The 12849-nt window shown below is 60.4% G+C and carries 9 protein-coding genes, 1 tRNA gene and 1 other RNA gene; 3 read left to right on the forward strand and 8 right to left on the reverse strand.

The features are described 5' to 3' along the window. Positions 1 to 579 precede the first annotated feature (579 nt). The 3 genes from bilS to ABCN01_RS04645 all read right to left on the reverse strand — a co-directional run bounded on the left by bilS (position 580) and on the right by ABCN01_RS04645 (position 4947). Positions 580 to 1131 (reverse strand): flavodoxin family protein BilS, encoded by a 552-nt coding sequence (gene bilS, locus ABCN01_RS04635; protein ID WP_099432355.1) that lies wholly within the window; start codon positions 1129 to 1131, stop codon positions 580 to 582. Between the two features lie 111 nt (positions 1132 to 1242). Beyond that, positions 1243 to 3102 (reverse strand): ABC transporter ATP-binding protein, encoded by a 1860-nt coding sequence (locus ABCN01_RS04640; RefSeq protein WP_342996181.1) that lies wholly within the window; start codon positions 3100 to 3102, stop codon positions 1243 to 1245. Continuing rightward, on the reverse strand, positions 3103 to 4947 hold the full coding sequence (locus tag ABCN01_RS04645) for an ABC transporter ATP-binding protein (protein ID WP_342996182.1): 1845 nt from the start codon (positions 4945 to 4947) through the stop codon (positions 3103 to 3105). A gap of 215 nt (positions 4948 to 5162) precedes the next feature. Between ABCN01_RS04645 and ABCN01_RS04650 the strand changes: the two genes are divergently transcribed. Then, positions 5163 to 6176 (forward strand): LPXTG cell wall anchor domain-containing protein, encoded by a 1014-nt coding sequence (locus tag ABCN01_RS04650; protein WP_342996183.1) that lies wholly within the window; start codon positions 5163 to 5165, stop codon positions 6174 to 6176. A gap of 350 nt (positions 6177 to 6526) precedes the next feature. Here ABCN01_RS04650 and ffs read toward each other — a convergent pair. Both ffs and tadA read right to left on the reverse strand, forming a co-directional pair. Beyond that, positions 6527 to 6622, reverse strand: an RNA gene (gene ffs, locus ABCN01_RS04655) — signal recognition particle sRNA small type. Positions 6623 to 7076: 454 nt separating this feature from the next. Further along, on the reverse strand, positions 7077 to 8858 hold the full coding sequence (gene tadA / locus ABCN01_RS04660; RefSeq protein WP_342996185.1) for a tRNA adenosine(34) deaminase TadA: 1782 nt from the start codon (positions 8856 to 8858) through the stop codon (positions 7077 to 7079). A 51-nt stretch (positions 8859 to 8909) separates the two neighbouring features. On the opposite strand from tadA, the gene ABCN01_RS04665 reads away from it, so the two are divergent. Further along, a tRNA-Ser gene (locus ABCN01_RS04665) sits at positions 8910 to 8999 on the forward strand. 3 nt (positions 9000 to 9002) lie between these two features. Here ABCN01_RS04665 and ABCN01_RS04670 read toward each other — a convergent pair. Beyond that, positions 9003 to 9587 carry a TetR/AcrR family transcriptional regulator gene (locus ABCN01_RS04670; RefSeq protein ID WP_342996186.1) on the reverse strand — a complete coding sequence of 195 codons (585 nt, stop codon included), beginning with the start codon at positions 9585 to 9587 and terminating at the stop codon, positions 9003 to 9005. Between the two features lie 211 nt (positions 9588 to 9798). Here ABCN01_RS04670 and ABCN01_RS04675 point away from each other — a divergent pair, with 211 nt between their 5' ends. Further along, on the forward strand, positions 9799 to 10350 hold the full coding sequence (locus tag ABCN01_RS04675; protein ID WP_082421874.1) for a LemA family protein: 552 nt from the start codon (positions 9799 to 9801) through the stop codon (positions 10348 to 10350). A 479-nt stretch (positions 10351 to 10829) separates the two neighbouring features. On the opposite strand, the gene ABCN01_RS04680 is transcribed toward ABCN01_RS04675, so the two are convergent. Beyond that, a complete protein-coding gene (locus tag ABCN01_RS04680; RefSeq protein ID WP_342996188.1) occupies positions 10830 to 11882 on the reverse strand; it encodes a branched-chain amino acid aminotransferase in 1053 nt (350 codons plus the stop codon). A 298-nt stretch (positions 11883 to 12180) separates the two neighbouring features. Continuing rightward, positions 12181 to 12819, reverse strand: coding sequence for a DedA family protein (locus ABCN01_RS04685; protein ID WP_138113555.1), 639 nt, complete (start codon positions 12817 to 12819; stop codon positions 12181 to 12183). Positions 12820 to 12849: the final 30 nt, after the last annotated feature.

A 12849-nucleotide genomic window follows, 5' to 3' on the forward strand; every position in this document is an offset into this window, starting at 1 on the left:
GCATTTTCCCCTTAGACCCTCAACCGGAAACCGCATCCCACTTTGAGCGCAAATTCCGGGATGCATTTTCCGCTTGAGCCTCATTGGGAAACGGCGTCCCACTTTGAGGGCTGATTGTGGGATGCATTTTCCGGTTTTGCTCTCATTGGGAAAATGCATCCCGTTTCTTGACCGAATAATGGGACGCAATTTCCCGTTGGAGCGCCTTTGGGAAAGTGTGTCCCACTTCGACCGCCCAGAGTGGGATGCACTTTCCGCAAAGCACCTCAACGGGAAACTACGTCCCATTCCAAAGGCAAATTCCGGGACGCATTTTTCGAAAGCCTGCCCATCCGGAAAGCCCGTCCCACTTTGGACGCATCCGGGCACGGAACCATCGACCTATCAGGCCTCCCATCAATAAAGAGGCGTCCTTCCGGACGGCGGGGCACGAAGTTCATCGCGAGTTCCGCACGCAAAGAAGGCCACTTAATGTGGCCTTCGTCTTGCGCAGGACTGTAGAGCAGGGAACTTCGTGCCCCGACGCCCGGGAGGACGTTTCATTTAGAAAGATGGACCGACCGCCGTCAGCGATGGGAGCTACTCCCCCAGCACGGCCTTTTTGGCGGCTGCAGCCATGTTGTCCAGATCTTCCTTGGTGGGATGGTCCTTCGCGGCAACCCAGTTGTCGAGCAGCATCTTAAATCGGGCGTTGTCGGGATCTTGCTCGAGCATGGCCTCGTAGCGCTGCTTGACCGCGGGACCCATCTTGCCCTGGCACATCGCCCAGCCCGCAAGCTCGGCATCCCCAGCCAAATTGGAAGTTACGCGGTCGATAATCTGCTGATAGTAGCTCTGGTCGGCGCCAAAACCGCAGGTGCCAAACAGGAAGACGCGCTTGCCGTGCAAGGCGGAGAGCAACGCCGCGACCGAAGGCGTGCACGCGCCTTTGTCGCACCAAAAACCGACGAGCACCGTGTCGGCCGCGCAGGCGCCCTGCGCCTCGAGCGCAACCTGATCTGCATCCGCATCGTCGCTCAACGCCGCGGCATGGACAAATTCAACGCCCGCAGCCTGCAGAGCGCGCTTGATCGCGCCCGAAACCATCCTGGTATTACCGCTCTTGCTGTTGACCACCAAAGAGCACGTCATAGTCACGTTGCCTCGTTTCCCCCAAAACTAAAGCCACTAATGCAATTTATTAGATGAATATCTTAGTACTAACAACGCAGATGTAAACCATCTGCCGCTAATCGGTAACCCCTACTGGGCGAATTGGCTGCGGTAGAGTTCGGCGTAGAAGCCGCCTGCCGCTAGCAGCTCGTCGTGCGTGCCGCGCTCGATAATCTCACCATCGCGCATGACCAGGATGCAATCGGCGTTGCGAATCGTCGACAGGCGGTGTGCTACGACAAAGCTCGTGCGGCCAGCCATGAGCTCGTCGAATGCCGCCTGCACTTGCAGCTCGGTACGCGTATCGATGCTCGACGTTGCCTCGTCCAGCAGCAGAATCGCCGGATCGGTGAGCATGACGCGCGCGATGCACAGCAGCTGTTTTTGACCCTGGCTAAACGTGCCGCCGTCCTCGCCGATCACCGTATCGTAGCCGCCTGGCAGCTGCACGATAAACTTATGCGCATGAGCGCGCTTGGCAGCTTCGATAACCTGCTCGCGCGTGGCTCCCGGGCAACCGTAAGCGATGTTGTCCGCCACCGTGCCCTCGAACAGCCAGGTGTCCTGCAGCACCATGCCAAAGGCGCGGCGCAGGCTCGCGCGCGTGTAGTCACGCGAGGAGCGACCATCGACTACGATGCGCCCAACATCGATATCGTAAAAGCGCAGCAGCAGGTTGATGAGCGTCGTCTTGCCACAGCCCGTGGGACCGACGAGCGCATAGCGCATACCGGGCTTGGCATCGATGCAGATATCCTTCAGCAGTTTGCGGTCGGGCACATAGCTAAAGTCCACATGCTCAAAGGTCACCTCACCCTGCGGGGCGGCAAGTTCCACGGCATCCGCAGCGTCGGGCTCCTGCTCGCGCGCATCGAGCAGCGCGAACATGCGGCGCGCCGAGGCGTACGCGGTCTGGATCTGCGTGATGACGTTCGTGACCTCGTTGAACGGCTTAGTGTACTGGTTGGCGTAGGACAGAAAGATCTGCACGCCGCCCACCGTGAGCGCCGCGGGCACGCCCGTGGTCACACCCACGCAGCCGATCACGGCAACCACGGCGTAGATGATGTTATTGATAAAGCGCGTGCCGGGGTTGGAAAGCGAACCCATAAACTGCGCGCGCTCGCCCGCCGTATAGAGCTCGACGTTAAGGGCATCAAAGCGCTGTTGAGCGTGCGGGCCGTAGGCGAAGGCGTCCACGAGCTTTTGCTCACCCACATACTCCTCGATATGACCACCGAGCTGGCCCTGGATGCGCTGCTGGGCCGTAAAGCTCTTGTTGGAAAGCTTGGCGATGGCACCGGCCGCAAAGATGGAAAGCGGCGTGACGAGCACCACCACGAGCGTCATGGTCAGGTTGATGGAGAGCATAAACGCGAGCGTGCCCACGATGGTGATGACGCCGGTAAAGAGCTGCGTAAAGCCCTGCAGCAGGCCGTCACCCACCTGATCGACGTCGTTGACCACGCGGCTCATGAGGTCGCCGTGGGCATGGCCGTCGATAAAGCTGAGCGGCATGCGGCTGAGCTTGTCGCTCGCCTCCACGCGCATGTCGCGCACCGTCTCGTAGGACAGACGGTTGACGCAGTAGCCCTGCAGCCACTGGAAGGCCGCCGCGCCCACCACGACAATCGCGAGCTTGGTAACGAGCGGCAGCAGCGCATCGAAGTCCACCTGGCCCGCAGCAACGATCAGGTCGATGCCCTCGCCGATGAGAATGGGCGTGTAGAGCTGCAGAACCACGGAGATGGCGGCACTCACAAACGACGCTACAAACGAAATGCGATGCGGACGAACGTAGCCCATCAGGCGGCGAGTCACCGCACCCACGGGATAGCGCTCGGGATCGCCGGGCTGGCGCGGGCCGTCGCCCAGGTCGTTGAGGCTATCGTTACCGGACACGTTGGCCGTCATCGTGGCGACCGAACCGGAGGAAGTGTACGGATTCATTTAGCACCCCTCCTTTGCGCAGACGGATGCGGGGGCGCCTGGGGCGGGCGCGGGCGCCGTACTCCCCTGCTGACCCTCGAGCTCCTCGCGGCGAAGCTGCGACTGGCAAATCTCGCGGTAGAGCTGGCAGGTCGTGTAGAGCTCATCGTGCGCGCCCAGGCCCGCGACCGAACCGTGGTCAAGTACGCAGATCATATCGGCGTCGCGCACGGTCGAAACGCGCTGGCTTACGATCACCGTAGTCAGCGGCAGCCCGCCCTCGGCGGCACCGCGCACACTGCGCTCGCGGATGGCATGGCGAAGCGCCGCGTCGGTCTTAAAGTCGAGCGCCGAGGCAGAATCGTCCATGATCAATATCTGAGGCGAGCCCACCAGGGCGCGCGCGATGGTCAGGCGCTGGCGTTGGCCACCGCTGAAGTTCTTACCGCCCGCCTCGACCGGGGCATCGAGCCCCTGCGGCTTGTTGCGCACGAACTCGCTCGCCTGCGCCATGTCGAGCGCCACCCAGAGCTCCTCGTCGGTCGCAGCCTCGTCGCGCCAGGTCAGGTTGCTGCGGATGGTGCCGCTCACCAGCGACGCGCGCTGTGGAACGGTCGCGACCACACGGCGCAGCTGGTCGAGCGGCCAGGTGCGCACGTCGGCGCCCATCACGCTCACGCTGCCGGTACTCGCATCGTACAGGCGCGGGATGAGCGAGACGAGCGTCGACTTACCGCTGCCCGTGCCGCCGATAATGCCGAGCGTCTTGCCCAGCGGCAGCTCCAGGGTCACATCGTTGACGGCGTTGGCAGCGCCGGCGCCAAACGAGAAGCTCGCATGGCTCAAGCCCAGCGCAGGAACGGGAGCGACATTGCCCGGCTTGGGCAGCGCGACCGGCTGGTTGCCCTCGTCGGTGATGCTCGGCACGCAATTGAGCACCTCGTTGATACGTGACGCACTGGCGCTCGCCTTGGTAAAGACCACGACCAGGTTGGCGACGTACACGATGGAGGTCAGGGTCTGCGTCATGTAGTTCACAAACGCCATGACCTGGCCCTGCGTGAGCTCGCCCACGTTGACCTGAATGCCGCCCACCCACAGGATGGCGCACACACCCAGGTTCATCACCAAAAACGTCACGGGGTTGAGAACCGACGAGAGCTTGCCCACCGCGATGGCGGTATTGGCCTGGTCATCGGCGGCTTGGGCAAAACGCTCACGCTCGTGGCCCTCACGCACAAAGGCGCGAACCACGCGGGCGCCCGAAAGCCCCTCGCGGCAGATAAGCGCAATGCGGTCGAGCTTTGCCTGCAGCTGCTTGTAGTAGGGAATGCAGCGCGCCATGACAAACCAAAACACCAGGCCGATAGCGGGCGTGCAGATCAAAAAGATGATGCCGAGCTTAAGGTCGATGGCAAGGGCCGCGCACATAGAGCCCACCGCCAGGAAGGGCCAGCGGATGAGCATGCGCACGCCCAGCGCCACGGCAAGCTGCACCTGGTTGACGTCGTTGGTAATGCGCGTGATAAGCGACGGCGTGCCAAAGCGGTCGAGTTCGGCATAGCTCAGTTTGTTGATGTGCTCGTAGAGCGCGCCGCGGATATCGGTACCCATGCCCTGCGAGGTGAGCGCCGCCATCTTTTGGCAGACGAGCGTAAACGAGATGCCGATCACGGCCATAGCGCCAAGCACCATGCCGTAGTGGACGACAGCGTTCACGTCGCGTGCGCCGATGCCCTTATCGATCATCTGGGCAATCACCAGCGGCGTCAGCAGGTCAAAGATCACTTCGATCAGCTTGCACGCTGGGCCGATCACCATATACCGGCGAAACTTACCACCAAAACGCCTGAGCAGCTCAATCATGTATAGGCGCTCCCTATCATCATTCACACTCAATTCGAATCATGATAGTACGGTGAACCCAAAAGAAGCGTAAACAACTCTTCATTTCTAACGGGATTCAGTTTCCAAAGAAGCGGAGAGGTACGCGCGCGCCCAGCCAGTGGCGGGTCGACCACTTGGTATACTTACATTAGTGCTACCAAGTGAGTCGCTGACCCTTGAAATGAGGTGCCGAGATGAACGACATTCTCGCAAGAAGAGCAAGACGAGCAACTGTGAGCATCGCCCTTTCCGCGGCACTTGTCGCGGGAATCGCCCCCGTAACGGCAATTGCGGCAGAAACCAGTTCCCCCACCGGTGCAGTTGCCTTGCAGACGGAAGATGCGGCCGCCGCAAAAGAAAAAGCGTATGCAGCCATGCAGGAAGCGCTCAAAACCCTCGAGGCCGCAAAAGTTGCCGCAAGTCCCGAGAAACTTGCGGCAATCGATGATGACATTGCCGCTTTTCAAGAGATCTACGACATGGTGGTGACGGAAGCCGCCAAACGGAGGGAACGCCTTCCCGCCATGCAAGCGAACGTCGATGCAGCCCAAGCCAAATACGATGAGGCCCACAGCCGGACAAGCGGCCTTCAGGCAGAATTAGATAAGGCACTTGAAGCACTCGGCGACGAGGAGCCCAGCACAGCTACTAAAGAGCATATTAAGCAGTTGCGACGTGAGATCATGTCGGCAGAAAGGCGAGAGAAATCTTGTGAAGATGATCTTCACTCCTACCGACGCCGGCTCGAAAGCCAGGAAAGACAGGTTCAGGATTCCGAAAGTGAGGCGGAGGAAGCTAAAGCCCACATCGATGAGGACATAGCCAAGCGAGATGCGCTCCTCGACGATTTGAATAAGGCGCAAACGGCCTATGACGACGCCTGCAAGGCATACGAAGAGGCAAAGGCCGCGGCAGACAAGGCCACCTCGCCCGAGATAACGAAACCGACCGAGACGACGCCTCCCTCCGGCTCAACGCAACCCGCCGAGGCGACACCGCCCGTTGCCTCACCTGCAACCGGCAAAGACGCCCCATCGAGCTCCACCAAGCAGGCGAACACGAGCAGCGGCAAGCAAGCAGATACGACCGCCGGCAAGCTCGCGAACACGGGCGACGCAGCACCGAGCGCAATAGCACTCGCAGGAATCGCCGCCGCAGGCCTCGGAATAACCGCCACAGCCACACGCCGCATCAGGAACCCAAAATAGCTGCCAGCGGTTATTGTCTTCGCCAATCCACAAGCCAAGAGACAAAAAGAGGTCCGTTTCCCCCACCCAGGGAAACGGACCTCTTTAACTGCAAAAATTCAAGCAACAGCACCGCCGCCTCTTGAACCACATAGTCATCAATGCCCAGACAACACCAGCAAGCCGCATTCCGCAAGGGATAGATTTAATTAGATAAACGCGCCTTTACGGGTGATTTTTGGACGACGGGGCCCGGCCGGCGGCGAGGTGTTTGGTAGTCGAGCGATCCCGCAGGCGAAGCCGAGGACCAGCGAGACACCAAATACCTCGCCGCCGGCCGGGCCATGTCGCGGCACCAAAAAGCGCCCGTGCGCTCGATGGATTCGGATGCCCGACAGAGGCTCCTTATGGCTGCTTCCTTCCGGACCTGACCAGATTCGGAACATGTCGTCATCCGAACCCATCGAACGCGCTAGGCGCTCGGTATATCTTACCTGCTCCCGCCCACCAGAGCAAGGTAGCTAATTTGGGACGGGGCTTTTTTGACCACTTTTTGACTGGAGGGGCATCAGGGTGGCGAAAGTAGTCAAGTAAGCCCCATCCTAAATAGACTGATCTGGTGCCGTGCCACGAAAAGGGCCTATCTACTACGTTTTGGTCACAGAGGTCAACCATAGCGTGCTTTTTCGAAAATCGGCAAGCTTTCTACCTGCGGTTTTGTTTTTGCAAATTCCGGGATGGTCGAGGATGGCCGGTCTAACGTAGCAGATAGCCGCATTTCGTGGCAAACGGTCCGACCCAAGACCCAAGGCAGCCAACCTCGAATGGCCATTCTCGAAGTTGCGGTGGAATACGGGCTGAATTAGCCCCTTAAAGGCAAAAACACTCCGTATTCCACCGCAACTTATAAAGAGATAGGTTTTAGATACGGCCAAGGTCGTAGGATCGAGCGGCTGCTTCGCCAGCGCAGATGAGGTTGGTTGTGGCTTCTCGCGGATCGAGTGCCTGTTCCAGGTCCATGGGCTTGCGGCAAATCGGCAAAACCAAGTCAATACCCTGCTCACACACCGCATCCAGGTTGACGGCGCGACCGCCCACGACGGCGATCACCGGCTTGCCATATCGCTTCGCACGACGGGCCACGCCCACCGGCGCCTTACCGGCGGCGGATTGCTCGTCCATATTACCCTCACCCGCTATGACCAGGTCGGCATCGCACACGCGCTCGTCAAACCCCACGAGATCGAGCACCGTCTCCACGCCCGAACGCAACTCCGCCCCGAGCGCCAGCAGCGCCGCGCCCAAGCCACCTGCCGCGCCCGCGCCGGGCACGCCGAGCACTGAGCCAAACGTCCGCGCGCCCTCGGGCACGCGCAGTAGCCCCTGAGCCCGTGCCTCGGCAATCGCCGCATCGAGCAGGCGACCGTAGCCGACCATCCAACCGTCGTACCTGCGTAGCGTCTCGATGTCGCCCGCCGGCAGCCCCTTCTGTCCGCCGAACACCGCAAGCGCGCCGCGACGCCCTACGAGCGGATTCTCGACATCGAAAAGCACCACGACACGCGCGCCATTCAGTGCCCGAAGCGCTGGCGCCACATCGATACTCGCCACGTGTTCAAGACCTGCAAGACCGGGAGCGATATCGCGGCCGTCTTCATTGACAAGGTGGGCGCCCAGCGCCTGCAGCATGCCGGCGCCACCGTCGTTGGTGGCACTACCGCCCAGACCAATATAGATAGTCTTTGCGCCCATGCGAACCGCGCGAAGCATGAGCTCGCCCACGCCATAGGTTGTAGCAGCCAGTGCCGACGACTCCCTGCAAGGCGAATACCCAATGCCGGCCGCCTCGGCCATCTCAATTACAGCCGACTCATGCTCGCCGTCCACCAGCATCCGGGCAGGCACGCGGTCGCCCAAGGGTCCCGCAACCTCGCAGGTCGAAAGCTCGCCCCCGCGCACGGCAATGGCGTCGAGCGTTCCCTCGCCACCGTCTGCCAGCGGCAAAGCGCTCAGCTCGGCATCGGGCCACACGTGGCGCACGCCTTCGGCAACCGCCGCCTCCGCCTGCGCACTCGACACGCTGCCCTTAAAGGAGTCGATCGCCAGCAGCACACGGCGGGGCCGGCGGCACGCAGCACCAAAATCGGCCGCCTCAACGGCGATATCTTCGGCACACGCGAGCGCCTCGGCATGAGCGGCATGCGCCTCAAGATCGGCCCCGCAACCGCAATCAGCGCCGCCCGCCCCGCGCAGACCGCCAAAATAGCTACTCAGCAGCTCGCGGCATTCGTCCGCCAGGACCCCAGCCGTCACGTTAAACCGATGATTCAGGCGCGAGTCGGCATTCAAATCGTATAGGGATCCCAACGCGCCCGCCTTGGCGTCACTCGCGCCATACACGCAGCGTCCCACGCGCGCGTTGACCATAAGCCCCGCGCACATGCAGCAGGGCTCGAGCGTTACGTAGACCGCGCAATCGGAAAGGCGCCAACGACCAAGCGACCGAGCAGCGGCACACAGAGCCGCAAACTCGGCATGAGCCGAAGGATCCTGGTCGAGCTCGCGACGATTGTGAGCCCTCGCGACAATCTCGCCGTCGCGCGCCACTACGGCTCCGATGGGCACCTCGCCCACCGCAGTGGCGGCGCGAGCCTCCGCCAGCGCCTCGCGCATGAACTTCTCGTCGATTTCGGTGATCGTCATCGTTCGCCTTCCCTGTTGCAAATTCAAAACGATGCTATCATTACGACTCACGGAGAGATGGCAGAGCGGTTGAATGCGGCGGTCTTGAAAACCGTTGAGCGCGAGAGCGTTCCGGGGGTTCGAATCCCCCTCTCTCCGCCACTTCTAGTGATGCACCGGCGTCATGGTCCGCTCGAACAGTGCATCGACAACATCGGCCATCTCGGAGCGACGCTCCAGATCGTGACCCGATTCCCACCACATAGTAAAGAGCCGAATAATGCCGCCGGCGACAAACTCAGCCGTCGTGTCGAGCGACACGGGCGCAAGCGCGTCCTCGTCTAGCGCACTCATCACACGCTCGCGGATAGAGCGGGCAATGCGATCGCAAATCATGCTGGTCAGCATGCCCGACATGCTGCTCGCCAAAATGTTGTCCATGAGCTGCTCATGGGCCAGAATCAGGTCCATGGCGTCGGTGAACACCTCATGGCGAAGCACGCGCACGTCGTCGGCCGACACCGTGCCGCCCTCGCCAACCCGCTTTTGCGGCAAACCCGACATAAGCTCATCGATATAAAAGGCAAAGTAATCGTTCTTGTCGCGAAAGTGCTTGTAGAACGTCGTGCGGCGAATCATGGCCCGGTCGCACAGCATGGCGACCGTCAGGTCCTCAAACCGATGCTCCTCGAGAAGCTCGGTGAAGGCATCGAACAGGGAGCGGTAGGTTTTCTTAATGCGAAGGTCCACTGGTATCGCCATCCTCAGGGCAAAGACAACACTCGTCAATCTGTCGCATATCTTACACCTGTACCTCGCGCGCTTTGCCCCGGTGCCGACCCCGCCGAAAACACAACGCTTACCGGAAAGTTCGGCACGGTAAAACGTTGCGGGTATACTAGTAGCGTTATACCAACGGCAGCTGGCGCATGCCGCCGCGGCCATTCGAAACGGAGACATCATGATTACCGTCATCATCGGCATCGTTGTTGTCATTGTGATTGTCTGCGCCATCGCCGGCATCTACAACAACATGGTCACCAAGCGTAACCGCATCGATAACGCCTGGCAGAACATCGATACGCAGCTGCAGCGCCGTAACGACCTGATCCCCAACCTGGTCGAAACCGTCAAGGGCTACGCCAAGCACGAGCAGGAGACGCTCTCCGCCGTGATCAGCGCGCGTAACACCGCCGTCAAGGCCACCACGCCCGAGGCCAAGATGGAAGCCGACAACGTGCTGACCGGTGCGCTGCGCCAGCTCTTCGCCGTAGCCGAGGCCTATCCCGATCTTAAGGCAAACACCAACTTTACGCAGCTGCAGGCATCGCTCGAGGATACCGAGAACAAGATTAGCTATGCACGCCAGAGCTACAACGATTGCGTGCTCAGCTACAATAACGCCATTCAGACGTTCCCGGCTGTCATCTTTGCCGGCATCTTCCAGTTTAAGGAGCGCCAGGGCTTCGAGGCCGCCGAAGCAGCCCGCCAGGCCCCGACTGTCAAGTTCTAGTAGTTTGGCAGCGTATCCTTAATCGGCCAAATGCATAAACCGCCCCGTCGAATGCATACTTCGACGGGGCGGTTTCTTTTTTCGCGAAGGTCCCCCTCTAAGCGCCGTGCATTTTTAGGAGTATTCAACATAACCAAGAGCTTCGGGCGCCACGATACATGCCGAAGACCGCGAATATCCCTGCAAATCAAACGCTATAAGCCCATAACCCCGCCCATCATTCGTAGAAAACATCGAGAACTCCCGATTTTTTGCCCGAGGTCGGTATGCAGGGACCTTCGATTGCAGAATACTCGCAAAAATGCACGTCGCCACCACCCCCACATGGCGCGAAGCAAAACAAAAGGGCGACCTTCCTTTCCGGCGCACTCCGCAGGACGAAAGAACCCCCGCCGCACGTAGTGCGCAGCGGGGGTTCTTTCATGTCCGAGGACGCGCCGGAAAGGAAGGTTGCCCTCGGGCCGGACAGCTAAGACAGCTTACGCCACGGTGTAAACCCAGTTGTGCTTGTCCTCGACAGCACCGGACTGGATACCAGTCAGGGTCTCGCGAAGCTTCTTCATCACGGGACCGATCTCGGTGTAGCCAGCCGGGAAGGTCACGGTCTCGTCGGCGCCGTAAACCTTGTTGTCGATTTCGCCAACCGGAGAGATGACGGCAGCGGTGCCGCACAGGCCGCACTCGACAAAGGTACCGGCCTTGACCTCGGCCCACTCGACGGGGCGCTGGTCAACGGTCATGCCCAGGTCCTGAGCAACCTGAACAAGCGAACGACGGGTGATGGAGGGCAGGATGGAGTCGGTGTGCGACTGAGGAACGACAAGAGTGCCATCCTCCTTCACGAACAGGACGTTGGCGCCGCCGGTCTCCTCGACATAGGTGCGGGACTCGGAGTCGAGATACAGGTTCTCGGCATAGCCCTCGCGATGGGCCTCCATCGTGGGCTTGAGGGACATGGCGTAGTTGAGGCCGGCCTTGATGTTGCCGGTGCCGTGCGGTGCGGCACGGTCATACTCGGAAACGCGCAGCTTGACGGGCTTGAGGCCACCCTTAAAGTACGGACCGACCGGGGTCACGAGAATGCGGAACGTGTACTCAGGAGCGGGAGCCACGCCGATCACGTCACCGGAGCCGATCATAAACGGACGCACGTACAGGGTCGCGCCGGAGCCGAAGGGCGGAACCCAGGCGGCGTTGGCAGAAACGACCTGCTTGACGGCCTCAACGAACTTGTCCTTGGGGAACGGGGGCATCTCGAGGCGCTGGGCAGAGTTATACATACGCTCAGCGTTCATGTCGGGACGGAAGCAGACGATGCTGCCGTCCTCGGCGGTGTAGGCCTTCAGGCCCTCAAAGACCTCCTGGCAGTAATGGAAGATACCGCCGCACTCGGAGACATGCAGGGTGTGGTCGGTGGTCAGGCCGCCCTCGTCCCACTCGCCATCCTTCCAATGAGCCTCGTAGCTGTAATCGGTCTTCATGTAGCCAAAGCCGAGGCTACCCCAATTGATATCCTTCTTCTCGACAGTCATATGTCGCTCCTTACATACACAGTTGCATACTCGCGAACCCGCACGCAAGGACCGAGGCCGACCGCGTCGCAACGTCGCACGCCCGGAGCGTAGAGCCGGACGGGACACGCGAGCAGCATCAAAGCCGATGGCACGTCGATTCGCATGCACGAGATTGTACTCCCCGCACGCGTCTGATAAAACGCTTTTCTTTAACTAAGTAAAGTATTTTCATTTGACCGAAGCTAAATAGGCCCGCCACCGTAAGCAGTGACGGGCCTCAACTGTACGGTCTGCGCGCTGGCTCGAGCTAGGCGTTCTATTTGCCCAGCTTGGCCTTAACCAGACCGACCACGGTCGGGATGATCGACACGGCAACGATGCCGATAATCAGCAGCTCAAAGTGCTCCTGCACAAAGGGAATGCCGCCAAAGAAGTAGCCCAGCAGCGTAAAGACCGTCGACCAGGTAATGCCGCCCAGCACGTTAAAGACGACAAAGTTGCGCCAGTGCATGCCGCCCATGCCAGCGATAAAGGGCACAAAGGTGCGGATAAACGGGAAGAAGCGGCCCAGGAAGATGGCCAAGTGACCCCACTTGTCCAAGAAGTCCTCGGACTTTTTGATGCGCTCGGGCGTCATGGCCTTGACCTTGCCCGAAGCGATGATCTTGCGGCCAAAGAAGTGACCGATCATAAAGTTGCACTGATCGCCCAAAATGGCAGCGGCCCATGCGGTGGCCAGAAGCGCCACGATGTTAAAGCCGCCGTTGTGGGCAAAGAAACCCGAGGCGAACAGCAGCGAATCACCGGGAAGGAACGGGAAGAACACCACGCCCGTCTCGATAAAGATGATCAGGAACACGCAGCCGTAGGCCATAAGCGGGCCGGCGGCGATCCAGCTGGCGATCGCGGTGCGCGGGTCCTTAAGCAGCTCGGCAATAAAATTGATGAAACCCATGAAGTAAAACCTCTCAGTTGTGGGCGCGGA

Origin of the sequence: Collinsella aerofaciens, from assembly GCF_039062365.1 — a bacterium.
In the GTDB taxonomy this organism is placed as follows: domain Bacteria; phylum Actinomycetota; class Coriobacteriia; order Coriobacteriales; family Coriobacteriaceae; genus Collinsella.